General features: G+C 64.3%; 20 protein-coding genes. 12 read left to right on the top strand and 8 right to left on the bottom strand.

The genetic code is table 11. The features are described 5' to 3' along the window. The first annotated feature begins 34 nt into the window (after positions 1–34). From ACYPXD_RS13465 to ACYPXD_RS13440, 6 genes are all read left to right on the top strand, one after another. Complete coding sequence (locus ACYPXD_RS13465) at positions 35–1045, top strand: ABC transporter substrate-binding protein (RefSeq protein WP_459713288.1); 1011 nt, start codon at positions 35–37, stop codon at positions 1043–1045. Continuing rightward, positions 1042–1866: an ABC transporter permease gene (locus ACYPXD_RS13460; RefSeq protein ID WP_459711920.1), complete on the top strand. Its 825-nt coding sequence runs from the start codon at positions 1042–1044 to the stop codon at positions 1864–1866. Before ACYPXD_RS13465 ends, ACYPXD_RS13460 begins: the two co-directional genes overlap by 4 nt. 2 nt (positions 1867–1868) lie before the next feature. Further along, positions 1869–2828, top strand: a complete 960-nt coding sequence (locus ACYPXD_RS13455; protein WP_459713286.1) for an ABC transporter permease — start codon at positions 1869–1871, stop codon at positions 2826–2828. After that, positions 2825–3871 (top strand): ABC transporter ATP-binding protein, encoded by a 1047-nt coding sequence (locus ACYPXD_RS13450; RefSeq protein ID WP_459711918.1) that lies wholly within the window; start codon positions 2825–2827, stop codon positions 3869–3871. The genes ACYPXD_RS13455 and ACYPXD_RS13450 overlap by 4 nt, the downstream gene beginning before the upstream one ends. 88 nt (positions 3872–3959) lie before the next feature. Then, on the top strand, positions 3960–4787 hold the full coding sequence (locus ACYPXD_RS13445) for a phosphodiesterase (RefSeq protein ID WP_459711916.1): 828 nt from the start codon (positions 3960–3962) through the stop codon (positions 4785–4787). A 163-nt stretch (positions 4788–4950) separates the two neighbouring features. Further along, positions 4951–6153, top strand: a complete 1203-nt coding sequence (locus tag ACYPXD_RS13440) for an MFS transporter (protein ID WP_459711914.1) — start codon at positions 4951–4953, stop codon at positions 6151–6153. A 101-nt stretch (positions 6154–6254) separates the two neighbouring features. On the opposite strand, the gene ACYPXD_RS13435 is transcribed toward ACYPXD_RS13440, so the two are convergent. The 3 genes from ACYPXD_RS13435 to ACYPXD_RS13425 form a co-directional block, all read right to left on the bottom strand. Continuing rightward, entirely contained in the window at positions 6255–6818 is a 564-nt protein-coding gene (locus tag ACYPXD_RS13435) for a ferritin-like domain-containing protein (protein ID WP_459711911.1), read from the bottom strand. An 82-nt stretch (positions 6819–6900) separates the two neighbouring features. Continuing rightward, positions 6901–7062 (bottom strand): DUF1328 domain-containing protein, encoded by a 162-nt coding sequence (locus tag ACYPXD_RS13430; RefSeq protein ID WP_012400904.1) that lies wholly within the window; start codon positions 7060–7062, stop codon positions 6901–6903. Positions 7063–7112: 50 nt separating this feature from the next. Then, on the bottom strand, positions 7113–7289 hold the full coding sequence (locus tag ACYPXD_RS13425; RefSeq protein ID WP_134195119.1) for a DUF1328 domain-containing protein: 177 nt from the start codon (positions 7287–7289) through the stop codon (positions 7113–7115). Positions 7290–7520: 231 nt separating this feature from the next. Between ACYPXD_RS13425 and ACYPXD_RS13420 the strand changes: the two genes are divergently transcribed. Next, positions 7521–7664, top strand: a complete 144-nt coding sequence (locus ACYPXD_RS13420) for an entericidin A/B family lipoprotein (RefSeq protein ID WP_459711908.1) — start codon at positions 7521–7523, stop codon at positions 7662–7664. 122 nt (positions 7665–7786) lie between these two features. Here the strand turns inward: ACYPXD_RS13420 and ACYPXD_RS13415 are convergent, their stop codons facing one another. From ACYPXD_RS13415 to ACYPXD_RS13395, 5 genes are all read right to left on the bottom strand, one after another. Beyond that, on the bottom strand, positions 7787–8569 hold the full coding sequence (locus tag ACYPXD_RS13415; protein ID WP_459711906.1) for a DUF4397 domain-containing protein: 783 nt from the start codon (positions 8567–8569) through the stop codon (positions 7787–7789). A 420-nt stretch (positions 8570–8989) separates the two neighbouring features. Then, positions 8990–9907, bottom strand: a complete 918-nt coding sequence (locus ACYPXD_RS13410; RefSeq protein WP_459711904.1) for an EamA family transporter — start codon at positions 9905–9907, stop codon at positions 8990–8992. A 277-nt stretch (positions 9908–10184) separates the two neighbouring features. After that, positions 10185–10442: a pentapeptide MXKDX repeat protein gene (locus ACYPXD_RS13405; protein WP_459711902.1), complete on the bottom strand. Its 258-nt coding sequence runs from the start codon at positions 10440–10442 to the stop codon at positions 10185–10187. 99 nt (positions 10443–10541) lie between these two features. Next, positions 10542–11342: a molybdopterin-dependent oxidoreductase gene (locus tag ACYPXD_RS13400; protein ID WP_459711899.1), complete on the bottom strand. Its 801-nt coding sequence runs from the start codon at positions 11340–11342 to the stop codon at positions 10542–10544. A 10-nt stretch (positions 11343–11352) separates the two neighbouring features. Continuing rightward, positions 11353–12027, bottom strand: coding sequence for a cytochrome b/b6 domain-containing protein (locus tag ACYPXD_RS13395; RefSeq protein ID WP_459711897.1), 675 nt, complete (start codon positions 12025–12027; stop codon positions 11353–11355). Between the two features lie 533 nt (positions 12028–12560). Between ACYPXD_RS13395 and thiC the strand changes: the two genes are divergently transcribed. From thiC to ACYPXD_RS13370, 5 genes are all read left to right on the top strand, one after another. Further along, a complete protein-coding gene (gene thiC, locus ACYPXD_RS13390) occupies positions 12561–14507 on the top strand; it encodes a phosphomethylpyrimidine synthase ThiC (RefSeq protein WP_459711895.1) in 1947 nt (648 codons plus the stop codon). A 292-nt stretch (positions 14508–14799) separates the two neighbouring features. After that, positions 14800–15012: a glycine zipper 2TM domain-containing protein gene (locus ACYPXD_RS13385; RefSeq protein ID WP_459711892.1), complete on the top strand. Its 213-nt coding sequence runs from the start codon at positions 14800–14802 to the stop codon at positions 15010–15012. 213 nt (positions 15013–15225) lie between these two features. Continuing rightward, a complete protein-coding gene (locus tag ACYPXD_RS13380; protein WP_459711890.1) occupies positions 15226–15762 on the top strand; it encodes a hypothetical protein in 537 nt (178 codons plus the stop codon). 322 nt (positions 15763–16084) lie between these two features. Beyond that, positions 16085–17683 carry an L-lactate permease gene (locus tag ACYPXD_RS13375; protein WP_459711887.1) on the top strand — a complete coding sequence of 533 codons (1599 nt, stop codon included), beginning with the start codon at positions 16085–16087 and terminating at the stop codon, positions 17681–17683. A 261-nt stretch (positions 17684–17944) separates the two neighbouring features. Next, on the top strand, positions 17945–18328 hold a 384-nt coding region (locus ACYPXD_RS13370), incomplete at its 3' end, for an EamA family transporter (RefSeq protein ID WP_459711885.1).

Here is an 18328-nt window from a genome sequence, read left to right as displayed (position 1 = left end):
GCGACGCCGTGCCGTCTCCGCGTTCACGGCCCGCATCGCAGCCGCCGCGACGCTCGCCGCGCTCGCCACATTCGGCACACTCGGCGCCGCACCGCTCGCGCATGCGGAAGAAACCGCGATCTGCTACAACTGCCCGCCCGAATGGGCCGACTGGGCGAGCCAGATCAAGGCGATCCAGCAAAAGACCGGCATCCGCGTGCCGTTCGACAACAAAAACTCCGGCCAGGCCATCGCGCAACTGATCGCCGAGCAAAAGAGCCCGGTCGCGGATGTCGTCTATCTCGGCGTGTCGTCGGCCTTCCAGGCGAAGGACAAGGGCGTGATCGAGCCGTACAAGCCCGCGCACTGGAACGACATCCCGGCGAACATGAAGGACCCGCAGGGCTACTGGTTCGCGATCCACTCGGGCACGCTCGGCTTTTTCGTCAACAAGGACGCGCTCGAAGGCAAGCCCGTGCCGCGCTCATGGGCCGATCTGCTGAAACCGGAATACAAAGGGATGATCGGTTATCTCGATCCGTCGAGCGCGTTCGTCGGCTATGCGGGCGCGGTTGCCGTCAATCAGGCGCTGGGCGGCAGCTTCGATGACTTCAAGCCCGGTCTCGACTGGTTCCGCAAGCTCAAGGCGAACGACCCGATCGTGCCGAAGCAGACCGCGTATGCACGCGTACTCTCCGGCGAGATTCCGATTCTGCTCGACTACGACTTCGACGCGTATCGCGCGAAGTACAACGACCACGCCAACGTCGAATTCGTGATTCCGCAGGAAGGCACGATTTCCGTGCCGTACGTGATGAGCCTCGTGAAGCACGCGCCGCACGATGCGAACGGCAGGAAGGTGCTCGATTTCGTGTTGTCCGACGAAGGCCAGAAGCTGTGGGCCAACGCGTATCTGCGCCCGGTGCGCGCGAACGAAATCAGCGCCGAGGCGGCAAGCAGGTTTTTGCCGGCAAGCGACTACGCGCGCGCCAAAGCCGTCGACTTCGCGAAGATGGCCGGCAAGCAGCAAAGCTTCGGCGAGCAATATCTGCAGGTGATGCATTGAACGACATCACGTTCCCGCGGCACTGGCGCATGGCGTTCGTTGCACCGGCGCTGTCGGTGTTTATCGCCTTCTGGCTGCTGCCGATCGCCGCGCTCGTGCAGGTGAGCGGCGACGGTCATCCGTTTGCGACTTACACGGCGCTCCTGACCAACGCGCGCTATATGCAGAGCCTCGGCGAAACCGTCGTGCTGTCCGCGGCTGTCACGGTAACCACATTAGTGCTGTCGGTCATCGCCGGCCTGCTGCTCGCGCGCCGCGAATTCGCCGGCAAGCGCACGCTGCTCGCGCTGCTGACGTTTCCGCTTGCGTTTCCGGGCGTCGTGGTCGGCTTTATGGTGATCATGCTCGCGGGACGGCAAGGCCTGATCGGCACGCTGTCGATGAAGCTGACCGGCGACCGCTGGGTGTTCGCCTACTCGATGGCGGGCCTTTTCATCGGCTATCTGTATTTCTCGATTCCGCGCGTGATCGTGACCGTGATGGCGTCGGCCACGAAGCTCGATGCGTCGCTCGAAGAAGCGGCGCGCTCGCTCGGCGCATCGCCATGGCGGATCGTGTGCGACATCGTGCTGCCCGCGCTCGCGCCGGGGCTGATCGCGGCGGGCGCCGTGTGCTTCGCGACCTCGATGGGCGCGTTCGGCACCGCCTTCACGCTCGCCACCGATATCGACGTGCTGCCGATCACGATCTATACGCAATTCACGCTGAGCGCGAACATGGTGACGGCGGCCGGCCTGTCGATCATCCTCGGCATCGTGACGTGGGCTGTGCTCGCCGCGGCCCGCAGTGCGACCGGCTCGGCGGTGGCGGCCACCGCATGACGATGCGCACGCAGGAAGACCCGCTCGACGCGCCCGCACGGCCGCGAGGCGATGCGATCGCGCGGCCGTCGCTGCGCGGTTGGCGCGGTTGCCTTGCAGCCGGCCAATGGTTCGTCACGCTCGCACTGTGCGCCTTCCTGATCGCGCCGATCGTGATGTCGATCGTCGCGGGCCTGACGGTCAATTACTTTCGCGGTGTCGCGAGCGGACTCACCCTGCGCTGGCTCGGCGAAGTATGGACGCAGTATCACGCATCGGTGTTCCTGTCGCTCGAAGTCGCGGCGGCCACGCTTGTCATTACGCTCGTCACCGGTGTGCCGGCCGGTTACGCACTCGCGCGCAGCAATGCGCGCTTTGCGCGCGTCGTCGAAGAACTGCTGGTGCTGCCCGTGGCCTTGCCGGGACTGGCGTCGGCGCTCGCGCTCCTTACCGTCTATGGCGGCTTCACCGCGTTCCGCATGAGCGCGGCGTTTATCGTTGTCGGCCATGTCGTGTTTACGCTGCCGTTCATGGTGCGCGCGGTCGCGGCCATCTGCGCGAGCGCCGGCCTGCGCACGCTCGAAGAAGGCGCGGCGAGCCTCGGCGCCACCTTCACACAACGCTTCGTAACGATCGTGTTGCCGAATATCCGGCCCGGCATCGTCGCGGGCGCGCTCGCCGTGCTCACGCTGTCGATCGGCGAATTCAACCTCACGTGGATGCTGCATACACCCGACACGAAAACGCTGCCGGTCGGCCTCGCCGATACCTATGCCTCGATGCGCATCGAAGTCGGCAGCGCCTACACCATTCTGTTTTTCATCATGACGATGCCGCTGCTCGTCGCGATGCAATGGCTCGGCGTCGACGCGACCGGTCAGCGCCGCGCGACGCGTGCGCCGAAAGCCGCCACCGCAGCCGCAGTTGCAAGCGCGGCGCGTTCATCGCCTGCCGATTCCACGGACGACACCACGCCATCATGAAGCTCGCTCCCGTCTCCATCACCCTGTCGAACTGCGCGAAGACGTTTCGCGGCACACGCGTGCTCGAGCCGCTCGAATTGCAGATCGGCGCCGGCGAGACGCTCGTGCTGCTCGGCCCGTCGGGCTGCGGCAAGACCACGACGCTCAGGCTGATCGCCGGGCTCGAAACACCCGACCCCGGCGGCCGCGTACGCTTCGGCGGCAACGACGTCACCACGCTGCCGATCGAAAAACGCGCCGTGGGCATGGTGTTTCAGAACTACGCGCTGTTTCCGAATCTGACGGTGCGCGGCAACATCGGCTACGGGTTGAAAATCCGCCGTGTCGCCGCAGACGAAACACATCGCCGCGTCGATGAACTGCTCGCGATGATGCGGCTTACCGAGCACGCGGACAAACCCGTCGACCAGCTCTCGGGCGGCCAGCGGCAGCGCGTCGCGCTGGCCCGCGCGCTCGCGCCGCAGCCGCGCGTACTGCTGCTCGACGAGCCGCTGACCGCGCTCGATGCGCGGCTGCGCGATGCGCTGCGCGGCGAGATGAATGCGCTGTTGCGCGAACTCGGCATCACCACCGTCTATGTGACGCACGACCAGGCCGAAGCGATGGAACTCGGCGACCGCATCGTCGTGATGAGCGAGGGACGCATCGAACAGATCGGCACGCCGCGCGACATCTACTATCGCCCGGCCAATCGCGCGGTCGCGCAGTTTATCGGCACCCTCAACCGGCTGGCCGGCGCGTGGCGCGAGGGCGTGCTGACGACGCGCGGCGGCGCGCTGCCGGCGCCGCCGCCGCGTGCCGTCGCGCATGAATCGCACGAAGTGTTTTTCCGCCCCGAAGACGCATGGCTCGCCGATCCATCGACCGCGCAGTTGCGCGGCACCGTCGAGCACGCGGCGTTTCTCGGCGAACGCACGCGGCTCACGATCCGCGATGCGGCACCCGATGCCTTGATCGTCGACGTCGCGGGCCGCGTCGAGCTTGCGCGCGGCACGGCCGTCGGCATCTCGATCGCGCAGGATGCGCTGATTGCGCTATCGTGAACGACACGCCTCGCCGCCGACGCGCGCCGCCGCACGCCTCGCCCGCCGCGACGACCCCCGCCCCTTTTTCGAACCGCCAGAGACTTTCATGCTGCTAGCCCAGATCAGCGACCTGCATATCAAACGCCCCGGCGCGCTCGCCTACCGCCGCGTCGACACCGCGGCGTATTTCAGCCGCTGCGTCGCGGCGCTCAACGCGCTCGAGCCGCGTCCGGACGCGGTGATCGTGACCGGCGACCTTGTCGATCAAGGCGACGTCGAACAATACGAGCACCTGAAAACGCTGCTCGCGCCGCTGCGAATTCCGTACTACCTGCTGGTCGGCAATCACGACGACCGCGCCGCCTTGCGAGCCGTGTTCGCCGACCGGAAAGAACTGTTCGCCGGCGGCCCATTCGTGCAATACGCGGTCGATGTCGGCGCGCTGCGCGTGCTCGCGCTCGACTCGATGGTGCCCGGCGCGAGCGGCGGCACGCTATGCGCGGCGCGCCTCGCGTGGCTCGAACAGCAGCTCGGCGCGGCGCGCGGCAAACCGGTGATCGTCGCGCTTCATCATCCGCCGTTCGTGTCCGGAATCGGTCACATGGATCGCGTGCGGCTCGACCCTGACGCCGCGCGCGACTTCGAAACCTTGATCGCGCGCCATCCCAATGTCGAGCGCGTGATCTGCGGGCATGTACACCGGCCGATGTTCGCGCGCTTTGCCGGCACGATCGCGTCGGCCGTGCCGGCGCCCGCGCATCAGGTCGCGCTCGATCTGCGCGACGATGCGCCGTCCGCATTCCGGATGGAAGCGCCGGCCTTCGCATTGCATCGCTACGACGCGGCGACCGGGCTCGTCACGCATCATGCGTATGTCGATGCGGGCGACGGCCCCTATCCGTTCTATGAGCCCGCGGGTGCGCTGATCGACTGAAGACGGCGGTGGATGGAGTCGGCGTCCGTGCGCCGTTCGCCGGTGCGCGATCGGCGTCTGTCCGGTATCATCGGGCACGCCAGGCGCGTCCCGATCGGGTACGTGCGACCAAGGCGCGCCTTGCCACGGGGCGCGCCGCCGTTTCAACCATCAGCCGCGCCTCATGTCCACTTCCGAAAGCTCCGAACTGCCCGATCGCTCGCTCAGCGGCCTGCTGCTGCTCCTCGCGACCATCGCCGGTATCTCGGCCGCGAACATCTACTACAACCAGCCTCTGCTCGACGATTTCCGCAAGTCGTATCCGCATAGCGCCGAATGGGTCGGCGTCGTGCCGGCCGCGACCCAGCTCGGCTATGCGGCCGGCATGCTGCTGCTCGCGCCGCTCGGCGACCGATTCGACCGGCGCGCGCTGATCCTGCTGCAAATCGCCGGCATGTGCATCGCGCTCCTGTGCGCGACCTTCGCGCCAACGCTGTCGATACTCGCCGTGGCCAGTCTCGCAATCGGCATCCTCGCGACGATCGCGCAGCAGGCCGTGCCGTTCGCGGCCGAAATCGCGTCACCGTCGGCGCGCGGCCACGCAGTCGGCATCGTGATGAGCGGGTTGCTGCTAGGCATCCTGCTCGCACGTACCGCAGCGGGTTTTGTCGCCGAATACTTCGGCTGGCGCGCGGTATTCGGCGTATCGATCGTCGTCCTCATCGTGCTCGCCATCGTGATCATCATGCGGCTGCCGCACAGCAAGCCGACCTCGACGCTGCCCTATGGCCAGTTGTTCGCGTCGATGTGGTATCTGACCGTCGAATTGCGCGGACTGCGCGAAGCGGCCATTACCGGCGCATCGCTTTTCGCCGGCTTCAGCGCGTTCTGGTCGACGCTCGCGCTGCTGCTCGCCGGACCGCCTTTCCATCTCGGTCCGCAGGCCGCAGGTCTGTTCGGCATCGTCGGCGCGGCGGGCGCGCTTGCCGCGCCGCTCGCCGGCAAATCGGCGGACCGTCGCGGTCCGCGCGCCGTCGTTACGCTGTCGATCGCGCTTTGCGCGCTATCGTTCATCGTGTTCGCGCTGTCGGGCGCGAGTCTGATCGGCCTCGTGATCGGCGTGATCGTGCTCGACATCGGCGTGCAGGCCGCGCAGATTTCGAATCAGTCGCGCATCTATGCGCTGAAACCCGAGGCGCGCAGCCGCGTGAATACCGTGTATATGGTCGGCTACTTTATTGGCGGCTCAGTGGGCTCGCTGGTGGCCGCGCTCGTGTGGCCGCGCTTCGGCTGGGTCGGCGTGAGTATCGCGGGGCTGCTCTTCACAGGCCTCGCCGCGTGGAATCATCTGCGTACCGCGCGCGACGTGGTGGCCACGTCGCAGTAACGATCCACGATCGCAGCCGCTATCGCAGTCGCGGCTAGACGTCACCGCTAGACGCAACGCACGTGCGTTCGCACGCTAACGTTGCGTCCGCAACCACCGTGTCAGCGGCTCGCGAGCAGATCCGCCATATCGTCCGCGTGCTCCTCTTCGACCGCGAGGATTTCCTCGAAGATACGGCGGGTCGTCGTATCCGCGTCGCCCAGGTAGCGCACGATCTCGCGATATGTGTCGATCGCGATCCGCTCGGCAACGAGATTCTCGCGGATCATGTCCGTGAGGTTGGCGCCTTCCTTGTATTCCGAGTGCGAGCGCGCAGTCAGGCTGTCCGGCGCGAAATCCGGCTCGCCGCCCAGTTGCACGATGCGCGCGGCCAGCTGGTCCGCATGCTGCTGCTCTTCGGTAGCGTGCTCGAGGAACTCCTGCGCAACCGCTTCCGAGTTGATGCCCTTCGCCATGAAATAGTGGCGCTTGTAGCGCAGCGTGCAGACGATTTCCGTCGCGAGCGCGCCGTTCAACAGCTTGAGCACGGTTTGGCGGTCGGCGTTGTAACTTTGCGTCACCGGACCGTCTTCCATATCCTGGCGCGCCTGCGCGCGGATTTTTTCGAGGTCCATCACGAATGGGCCTTTCGTTGCAGTGCCCTGCGTTTCAGATGACTTCGACATTTAACGGCTCCTTGTGCGATGGGTGAGGACCGCGGCGGCACGCATCTCGCGCGCCGCCGCGCTTATTGGAAAGATGCCGTGGCTACGTTCGGAACACGCCCAGCAACAGCGTGACGACAAACACCACGAGAAAGATGTAGAACAGAATTTTCGCGATTTCAGCGGCGCCGGCTGCAATGCCGGTAAAACCGAATACCGCGGCGATGATCGCGATCACGAAAAATACGAGTGCGTAATGCAGCATGGCGACGTTCCCCTTTTCAACGATGCGCGGTTGCTCCTCGCTGGCCGTCGCTAATCGACGATCTTCTTCGTCACGACGAAGCCGAGTATGAGAAACACGACGCACAGGATCACGAACACGATGAACAGGATCTTCGCGATCGCCGCCGCGCCCGCCGCCACACCGGTAAAGCCCAGCAATCCTGCGATCACGGCCACGATGGCAAAGAACAGCGCCCACTTCAGCATGATGATTTCCTCCTCCAGGTCGATCACATCATCGTCCTTAGCACGGAACGGGCCTGCTCCGTATGCCGCGCCGCGAGCGATCCCGGCGGGCGGGAACGCCGCTTGCTCGCTATGGAAATCAGACCGGATCGGCTGACGTCATCAGCCGGGTCGAAACGTAACGCGAGCCGGCTCGATTCGCTCGAGCGGCGCACGCGAATCCATCGTGCATCCTTGACAAGGGGAAGACTCATGGCTCGACTCATCGCTTTGCTTCTGTTCGTGGCGGCAGGCACGACCACGCTCTCTGCTTGCAATACGGTCTCCGGCGCCGGCCAGGATATTTCTAAGGGTGGCCAGGCTATCACCAACTCCGCCGACAAGGCGAAGGAGTAACGCCGCAGTCAGACGGCGCACGAATGCGGTCAGTGTGCGCCGCTCTTCTGAACGATCCTCGAAAAAACGGCCCGCGTTCATCACGCGGGCCGCCACAACAGCTCCTCCCTGAAGCCTCGTCGTTATTGTCCCGTCAACGTATTGGTCAGCAGCACGCCCGGCTGCGATGTGTTGCCGCCTTGCGCAACGAGCACATCGATCTGGTTCGGCAGCAGCTGGCTCAATACGCCGGCGATCGGCACCGTCGTCAGCAGCCAGTCCGCGTTGTTCGAAAGCGAGAACGTGCCGGACTGGAAGATGATGGTCTTGGTGTTGGCCGTCGTCGCGATCAGCACATAGGTGCCGCCGTCCATATAGACCGAATCCTGGCCGGACGGAGGCACCGCGTTCTTGAACGACACAGCCGACAGCGTCGGGCCCACCGCGTTGATGTTGGTCCCCTGCGGAACGATATAGAGGTCGACGTTCTGTGCGTTGACCGTGGCGTTATACGCGCGCACGCGAGCACTATTGGACAGAAGTCCCTTGTCGAACGGATCGTCGATCAGGCCGATGTCGGGCGCGCTCAAACCGGGCACGGCCAGCACCGTGTATTCATGGCCTTTCGCGACGTCGGGAAATGTGCCGCTCGCCAGCGCGGTCGTGGTTCCCGTCGCCGCATAGGCGACCACGTTCTGGCCGGTATTGACGTTTGCAAAATTGGTGACGCCCTTGTAGTTGATATTCGTCTGCAACGCGGCGCCATTGACGAGGAAATCGACGGCGGGACCGCCCGCGATCGCATGCACGAAACGCATTTCCGGATTCGTCAAACCGAGTTCCTTGCTCGCGTCGCTGCCCCCGCCGCAAGCCGTTAACAAGGACGCCGCACTAACCAGCGCCGCAACCGTACGGATGAGCTTCATTTCCCACCTCTCTGATATCGGGCATGCCCTCGCCCATTGATATGCGGCTTGCCGCAGGCACGATGCGCTTCCGGTGGTTGTTGCCGAATGCGCAGCGGGCCTTCCAAACGGCGGCGCGCCTTTCCTGTCCCTGGGTCGCGGGCGGCGGCGAATGACGTTTTATCGTTCGTCGCTGTCCGCGTCGTTTGGACGGTGCGCAATCAGCAAACGCTGTGCCGCAGGAAGGCCAGCAAAGCAGTACGCAGTGCAAACGTCAAAGATGACCTGTCAGATAAAGGACTCCGATGTTTAGAGGTCTTCATCGAAGTTACTTGCTGCGAAGCAGCGCGAGGCGCGAGCGCCGCCGGCGAATGGCCGGCGTTACATGCCCGTGTACGGCGCTTACCGGGTGGCGTGGATTGCGTTCGCGCAGCGGCGCGTCTACGCGCGCGGGCGCTGCCGGTAGTCGAACCAGAACGACAGCCCGACGCTCGCCAGGATGACGACGGTCGCGATCACCGTCGAACGCGTGACGGGCTCGGCCAGCAGCAGCGCACCGAGTGCAACCGCGACGAGCGGATTCACGTACATGCAACTGCTCGCGATGATCGGACTCGTGTGGCGGATCAGATAGCCGTACGCAACATACGCGGCCATCGTGCCGATCAGCATCAGATAGAGAAATGCGACGAGCGGCAGAAAGTGCAGTTCGAGCATCCGCTCGCCGGACACCCACGCGACGAGCGTCGAGATCGCACCGCCAAGACCGATCTGTAACGCGGTGGACAGAAACAGGTCGGACGGCAACGTGAGGCGCCCGGCCAGATGCGCGCCGCCGGCCCAGAAGAGCGCGCCGCAGAGAATCGCGAGACTGCCGCCGGCGGAGCCCGGTGCTGTATCGCCGTGGCTCAGGATCATGATGCCGATCAGGCCAAGGCCGACGGCGAACCACTCGCCGCGCGCGATGCGCCGGCCGGCCACCGCCGCGATCACCGTGGCGAAGAGCGGCACCGTCGCGACCATCACGGCCGCGGTGCCGGTGCCGACCGTGCGCATCCCGTAGGCGAGCATCCCGCTCGAAAGCCCGACGAGCATCGTGCCGACCAGCGCCGCATTGCGCACCTGTTCGAGGCTCGGCAACGACGGACGACGGCGTATCGCGAAGATGAAGAGACCGATACCGGCGAAGCAGTTTCGCAGGCCCGACATCAGAAGCGGCGGGAACGAGCCGAGCGCGACGTGCACGCACAGATAGGTCGAGCCCCAGACGAAATAGACGACCGCGAGCGCGAGCGCAATGCGGCCACCCGTCGATTCGGGCAAACGGAACGGAAAGCGGGCCGGCAGATTCAGGCGCATGGCCGCCGCCTGCCGCTGCCGCTCGACGCTCGCGCCGGACCACGACGATCGGGCGGCAACACGACGGGGCACGCCGCGCAAAGAGGCGCGGCGGCGGCAAAGCAGACTGGGCGGAAACGCATGGCAGTGGAACGATAGATGGGCGCTTGAAACGAAGCCCCGCAATTATGCAGTAACCGTTCCGCCTGCCGGCGAAATCATGGCGACGCAATCGTAACGAATCGTTCGCGCGCCGTGCCGCCCCCGGCGCGCTGCCGGCCTCCGGTCGGCCGGCGGCTTAGTGGCTCATCGCACCCGATGCCTCGTGGCTCATGCCCATCGCGTCGTCGCCCTTCTTCATGTTGTCGTGCTTCATTTTGTCTTTCGAGCCCGACTTCGACATGCTGTCGTGAGACATGTTGTCGTGCGACATGGCGCCGTGTTTTGCGTCATTGGACATGGCATCGTTCGACATCGCGCCGCTGGCCTGGGCGAATGCAGCCGTGCCCGTTGCGAGGAATGCTGCCGCCATGGCTGCCATTGCGAGTTTCTTCATGATTGACTCCGTGTGTGTGTATTGCCTTTTATGAACCGGCGCTGCCGGGGTGCTTTCTGAAGCTGCTGCTGCAAGCCATCGCGCGAGCAATGACACACATCAGCTGCCTCCGAACCAGTTGTACCCCTGATCGCTCCAGTAGCCGCCGGGGTAGGTATTCGTGACGAAAATCTCGACGATGTGCTTCGGGTTCTTGTAGCCGAGCTTGGTCGGCATCCGCAGCTTCATCGGAAAGCCGTATTGCGCGGGCAGACGCTCGCCGTCGTAGTCGAACGCGAGCAGCGTCTGCGGATGCAGCGCGGTCGGCATATCGATGCTTTCGTAGTAGTCGTCCGCGCATTTGAAACCGACGTACTTCGCACTCGTATCGGCGCCGACCCGCTTCAGGAAATCGCCGAACGGCGTGCCGCCCCAGCGGCCCACCGCGCTCCAGCCTTCGACGCAGATATGCCGCGTGATCTGTTCCTCGTGCGGCAGCGCGACGAGTTCGGGCAGCGTCCAGGTCCGCTTGCCCGTGACGAGGCCGCCCACCTGCAGACGGTACGACGCTTCATCGACGTGCGGCACCTGGTCGATGCCGTAATACGCATTGAACGGGAACGGCCGCGTGATCTGCGCTTCGGTGTAGGTCGGCGCAAGCTGCGTCGGACTGAACAGCAAGGCCTGCGCGCGATCGTTGAGCCGCGACACCGCCATGAGAAACTTGTTGACCGAATCGTCGTCGGTCAGCGAACAGCCGGTCAGCATCGACAAGCCGCCGAGCGTCAGCAGTTGCTTGCCGAAGAGGCGCCGCGACGGCATCGCGAGTTCGCGCTGCGCGTCCTGCAAAATCGATTGCCGGTCGAGTTGGTGGGCGGGTTGGCGTGCGGGTTGGCGTGCGGGTTGGCGTGCATTATTCATTGCGCTCTCCTCACCGGCCACGCAGCATCGCGATCAGCGAGCGCGGCACGAGCGCCACCATCGCGACGTGCACGGCGATAAACGCCGCCATCAGCGCCATCGCGCAGAAGTGCACGACCCGTGCGTTGTCGTAGCCGCCCATCAGTTCGCGCAACAGCGGAAACTGCACCGACTTCCAGATCGCGAGCCCCGACAGCACGAGCACGATCAGATCGCAGATTACAAACAGATACGCGAACTTCTGCACCGCGTTGTAATGCGAGAGGTCCGCGTGCGAGAGCTTGCCGGTCAGCGCGGCGATAAAGTCGCGCAGAATCGCGCGGGGCGACAACGGAAAGAACTTGTGAAAGAAGCGCCCGCTCGCCATGTTCAGCGCGAGATAGACGATGCCGTTGAACACGAGCAGCCACATGCCCGCGAAGTGCCATTGCAGCGCCCCGCCGAGCCAGCCGCCCAAGGTCAGGGCCGGCGGAATCTCGAAGCCGTGAAACACCGGCGACGCGTCGTAGATGCGCCAGCCCGACAACATCATGACGATCGCGGCAAGCGCATTGAGCCAATGTCCGATGCGCACCCACAGCGGGTGGATCGTGCGCGAGCCGGCAGTGGGCGGCGGCGCGGCCTGGGTGTCACCCGGGGGGTGCGTATCGCCCGGGTTGACGGCAAGCTTCGCGAAAGGTTGCATGGCAGACTCCGTTATTCAGTTTCAGACGTTTGTCGAAGCGCCGCCGTCGATATGACAGCCGCGCGCGAAATTTTTTTCTCCGGGAAACACGTCGATCAGGAGGGAGGGCGATGCGCCCGGTATCTTCGACGTGCCTGTCAAAATATTAGTGGTTGAGCCGGCGCGCGACAGCCGTACGAAGGTATGGGTGTCTCATCCCGTATCGACGGGTTGCCAAGCACCACCGAGCCAGGTTATCTTGTCCGCTGCTAACGCGGGGGTCCTGCGTTGCGCATCGTTGTCCGCCGCATCCGGCTCGATTGTTCAGGCAAACCGCACAGTCAGGCCGCGCAGTATCCGCGCAGTCAATCCGGATCGGCAGCCAATATCGCGTAGCGTGGGTGAGAAATACCCTTTGAACCTGATCTGGATAATGCCAGCGCAGGGAAGCGTCCGGGTTACGCCGCTTTCAATTGCAAGCCTCTCGCGAACCCGTCCCACTTCCTCGTCTCCCGTGTAGCTCAACCAGAAGCGGTCCGCCACAGGAGAGCCACGTGAACGCCAATCCGAAGTTCATTTCCGCCGAAGCGCATGTCGATGCAGCAGCTGTCGAGCCGCTGCCGAATTCGCGCAAGGTCTACGTCACCGGGTCGCAGCCCGATATCCGCGTGCCGATGCGCGAGATCACGCAAGCCGATACGCCGACCGGCTTCGGCGGCGAGAAGAATCCGCCGATCTATGTGTACGACACGTCGGGCCCGTACACGGACCCCGAGGCACGCATCGATATCCGCGCGGGCCTGCCCGCGCTGCGCCAGCGCTGGATCGAAGCGCGCGGCGACACGGTCTCGCTCGATGGCCTGTCGAGCGAATACGGCCGCGAGCGCGCCGCCGACCCGGCCACCGCGCAACTGCGCTTCCCGGGCCTGCACCGCACGCCGCGCCGCGCGGCTGCCGGCGCGAACGTGTCGCAAATGCACTATGCGAGGAAGGGCATTGTCACGCCCGAAATGGAGTACATCGCGATTCGCGAGAACCAGCGGCGCGCCGAATATATCGAGAGCCTGCGCACCAGCGGCCCGACCGGCGCGAAGCTGGCCGACATGATGGGCCGCCAGCATCCGGGCCAGGCCTTCGGCGCCGCCGCATTCGGCACAGCGGCGACCGGCACGAATACGCTGAACCAGATCACGCCCGATTTCGTGCGCGAAGAAGTCGCGCGCGGCCGCGCCATCATTCCGGCCAACATCAATCACCCGGAAAGCGAACCGATGATCATCGGCCGCAACTTCCTCGTGAAGGTCAACGCGAACATCGGCAATTCGGCCGTCACCTCGTCGATCGGCGAGGAAGTCGACAAGATGACGTGGGCGATCCGCTGGGGCGGCGACACGGTCATGGATCTCTCCACCGGCAAGCACATTCATGAGACGCGCGAATGGATCATCCGCAATAGCCCGGTGCCGATCGGCACCGTGCCGATCTATCAGGCGCTCGAGAAGGTGAACGGCAAGGCCGAGGAACTGACGTGGGAAATCTTCCGCGACACGCTCATCGAGCAGGCCGAACAGGGTGTCGATTACTTCACGATTCACGCCGGCGTGCGTCTGCAATATGTGCCGCTCACGGCCAACCGGATGACGGGCATCGTGTCGCGCGGCGGCTCGATCATGGCGAAATGGTGTCTCGCGCATCATCGCGAGTCGTTCCTCTACGAGCATTTCGAGGACATCTGCGAAATCATGAAGGCGTACGACGTGAGCTTCTCGCTCGGCGACGGCCTGCGCCCCGGCTCGATCTACGACGCGAACGACGAAGCCCAGCTCGGCGAACTGAAGACGCTCGGCGAGCTCACGCAGATTGCATGGAAGCACGACGTGCAGACGATGATCGAAGGCCCGGGCCATGTGCCGATGCAGCTGATCAAGGAGAACATGGATCTGCAGCTCGACTGGTGCAAGGAAGCGCCGTTCTACACGCTCGGACCGCTGACGACCGATATCGCGCCGGGCTACGATCACATCACGTCGGGAATCGGCGCCGCGATGATCGGCTGGTTCGGCACCGCGATGCTCTGCTACGTGACGCCGAAGGAGCACCTCGGCCTGCCGAACAAGGACGACGTGAAGGAAGGCATCATCACGTACAAGCTCGCCGCGCACGCGGCCGATCTGGCGAAAGGCCATCCGGGCGCGCAGGTGCGCGACAACGCACTCTCGAAGGCGCGCTTCGAGTTCCGCTGGGAAGACCAGTTCAACCTCGGTCTCGACCCGGACAAGGCGCGCGAATTCCACGACGAAACGCTGCCGAAAGACTCGGCGAAAGTCGCGCACTTCTGCTCGATGTGCGGTCCTCACTTCTGCTCGATGAAGATCACGCAGGATGTGCGCGAGTTCGCCGCGCAACAGGGCGTGAGCGATGCCGAAGCGCTGCGCAAGGGCATGGAAGTGAAGGCCGTCGAATTCGTGAAGAGCGGCGCCGAGATTTATCAGCGGCAGTAAAAAGCGCCTTCTCTTAGGCCTCGACGCGTCGACTCACGCAATCTTTGCGTGATGCAGTGCGACGCGAAAGCCCGCCGTTCCATTGGACGTGCGGGCTTTTTTGCGCCCTCTGCGGCCATGCGTCCGCTTCGCTGCAAGAATCAGGCCGCGGTGAAACATTTCATTACCGAACAGACGCTTTGCTGACAAGCCCACACAAATCGAAACTTCACGTGGCGATACCATGATCCGTAAGGGTTGAAGGGCTGCGGACGGTTCGCGGTCCGCCCGTTCAAGAATAAGGAGTGAGATCATGAAATCGTTGAAGCGAATCGGAGCCTGCGCGGTGATGGCTCTGCTGGCCGCGGGTCTTTCGGCGTGCGGTGACATGTCCCGCCAGGGGCGCGATACAGCGGTCGGTGCCGGCGTCGGCGCGGCGGCCGGCGCGGCAATCGGCGGCACGGGTCTGTCGACGGTCGGCGGCGCGGCGGCCGGCGGTCTTATCGGTCACGAAGTCGGTAAATAAGCGGCCAACGCGAAGCGCGGGGGCGCGCGATGCATGGGCTGTGTACATGGGCTGTGTACACGGGCTGTGTATCGCGCGCCGCGATCTTTTGCAACGCTGTGAAATATGCAGTAACCACTTTGCAACGCGAGCGTTGCAGCGCTGACGTAAGCTCCTCGCATCAATAAATGCGCGCCACGGCAGCATGGCCGCGACCAGTATCAGGAGCACGTCATGAATCCGTTACCCGCCGCAGTTCGCGTGAGCGGCGCTGCCGCTGTTGCCCTCGCGTTAGCCGGCTGCTATTACGTCGGCCCTTATCCCTACGGTTATTACGGCGCGGCGCCGTATCCGTCTCCGTACGCGACGACCGGAGCGGCACCCGGCGCGATACAAGGCGCCGCACCGGGCGACGAAACAAACGGCCAGTACGCTGTGCCCGCCGGTCCCGACGAGGAACCGGAAGACGCAGATCCGAATGCGGACGCAGCGAACGGCAATGCCGCGCCGCTGCCTCGAGGTGCACAAGCCGGTGCACAAACACAACCGGGACCGCAAGAGCCGCCGCCTCCCGGCGTGTATGCAGCGCCGCCGGTCGTCGCCGCGCCTGCGTACTATCCCGCTTATCCGGCGTACTATCCGCCCTACTACGGTGCGCCCTATTACGGCGGTTACGGCTGGCCCGGCTGGGGAGGGCCCGGCGTCGCGCTCAACTTCGGCTTCTACGGTCACTATGGCCACTACGGTCATTACGGCTACCACCATCACTGATCGACCGCGGCGGCATGCCGCTCATCCATCGCATATTCAGCGGCAACCATTCATTTTCATTACGACGGAATAGAGGCCAACGAGAAGTGTTGACCTCTTCTGGCGGCATTCGCGAGCCGAGCGTGCGTTTCAAGGTTGTTTCCCTATTGACTGCATTCGCGCGCGCTCTATCCTTGCGGTTGCCACTGCTATGCCTGCTTAAAAAAGGGGAGCCGCGTTCGCGCGGCGCCATCGTCATCCGTACTGCTCGCCCTCGACTCGCCATGTGGTGCGCGGCCAGGCACAGAAGCATGTCGATTCGAACAACAAAGAAGGAGACGTGATGTTTCACCAGCTGTTGACGCCCATCGGTAACTCGCTGTTCCCGTCGTTCATCGTTGCTGCCTTACCCATCATCGTCGTACTCATCCTGCTCGGCTGGGCTCGCCGGCCCGCATGGCAGGCTTCGCTTGCGGGCCTGATTGTCGGCCTGATCGTCGCGATCTTCGTGTGGCAGTTCCCGGTCGGACTCGCGATCAATTCGGTCGTCGCGGGCGCGGTGTTCGCGGTCTGGCCGGTGATGTGGATCGTGGTGACCGCGATCCTGCTGTACAACATCGCGGTACGCTCGGGCCGCTTCGCCGCATTCCGGATGTGGATGATCGATCACCTGCCCAACGACCGGCGCATCGTGCTCGTCGTGATCGGCTTCTCGTTCGGCGCGCTGCTCGAAGGTATCTCGGGCTTCGGCACGCCCATCGCGATCACGAGTTCGCTGCTCATCATGATGGGCTTCCCGACGCTCGAAGCGCTGACGTTCACGCTGATCTTCAACACCGCGCCGGTTGCGTTCGGCGCGCTCGGCGTGCCGATCACGGTGCTCGGCGCGGTCACGCACCTGCCCGCCGATACGCTCGGCAAGATGGTCGGACGCCAGTTGCCGTTCTTCGCGTTCCTGCTGCCGTTCTATGTGATGGCCGTCTACGCGGGCTTCCGCAAGATGGTCGCGATCTGGCCGGTGCTGCTTGTGTCGGGCGGCAGCTTCGCGTTGACGCAGTTCATTACGTCGAACTACATCAACTACAGCCTGACCGACGTGCTGTCGTCGCTCGTGTCGCTCGTTGTCACGATTCTCTTTCTGCGTGTCTGGCGCCCCGCGCCCGATCCGGAATTCGCGATCAACGTCGATCGCGCGAGCGAAGTGCGCAGCGAAATCGGCGGCATTCAGGGCTGGTATCCGTGGCTGATCGTATCGGCAGTCGTGATCATCTGGACGGTCGCGAAGGTCTTCCTGATCGGCGACGTCAAGGTGCCGTGGCCGGGTCTCGACAAGGCCGTCTACATCACGCTGTATAACCAGCCGTACGGCGCGATCTGGGACTTCCAGCCGCTGGCGACCGGCACCGCGATTCTCGTCGCGGCGATCATCACGTCGTTCGTCGTCGGGCTCAAGCCGTCGGAGTTCGGCCGTGCAGTCGTCGACACGTGGGTGCAGACGCGCATCGCGATCTTCACGGTCGCGACGATCGTCGGTCTCGCGTATCTGATGAACTACTCGGGTCTCAACTACACGCTGGGCCTCGGCGTCGCGTCGGTCGGCGCATTCTTCCCGCTCGTGTCGGCGTTCCTCGGCTGGGTCGCGGTGTTCCTGTCGGGCAGCGATACCTCCGGCAACGCGCTGTTCGGCAACCTGCAGGTGGTCGCCGCGAATCAGCTGGGTCTGCATCCGGTCCTGATGGCCGCGACCAACTCGTCGGGCGGCGTGATGGGGAAGATGATCTCGCCGCAAAACATCTCGACCGGTGTCGCGACGACGGAACTGAAGGGCAAGGAAGGCGTCGTCTTCGCGAAGACCTTCAAGCACTCGATCTTCCTTACGATCCTGCTCGGCATTCTGGTCTGGCTGCAGCAGAATTACCTGCAAGGGATGATCCCGCATTGATCGCCGCAAGCCGCGCCCTGTGCGCGGTTTTGCGCGGTTGCGCGGTACGATCGATCTGTACGGGCGGCGCTTTCGAAGCGCCGCCCGTTTTCGTATGTGCGTATGTGCGTATGTGCGTATGTGCGTATGTGCGTATGTGTCTGTGCGCCTGTGCGCCTGTGTGCCCGATCCATCGCGGTTCGCGCGTTCGCTTCGATTTCCCTTCCCGTTTCTTGCTATTTCATTCCAGCGTGAACTGTCTGGCTTACACGCGGTGATACCATGCGTGCGCGTCTCGACTCAACTGTGCGCGACGTCCCGCCCATGACTCCAGTCAATATCGTTCAGCTGTTGATTCTCGCCGCGCTATGGGGCGCGTCGTTCCTCTTTATCCGCATCGGTGTGACCGATTTCGGTGTCGCACCGTTGATGGCGCTGCGCGTCGGCATCGGTGCGCTGTTTCTTGTCGTCGTGCTGATTATCCGGCGTCCGTTGCGGGCGTCGGTCGATACGCTCAGGCAGCGCGCGTGGCCGCTCGCGGTCGTCGGCGTGCTCAACTCGGCCGCGCCGTTCTGCCTTTTCGCGTATGCCGAGCTCACGCTGTCGGCCGGCGTGACGTCGGTAATCAACGCGACGACGCCGCTGTGGGGCGCGCTCGTCGCGTTC

The sequence above is a fragment of the Paraburkholderia sp. 2C genome (assembly GCF_054589215.1).
The sequence above is the reverse complement of the archived record's forward strand: the minus strand, read 5'-3'. Positions and strand labels throughout refer to the sequence as shown.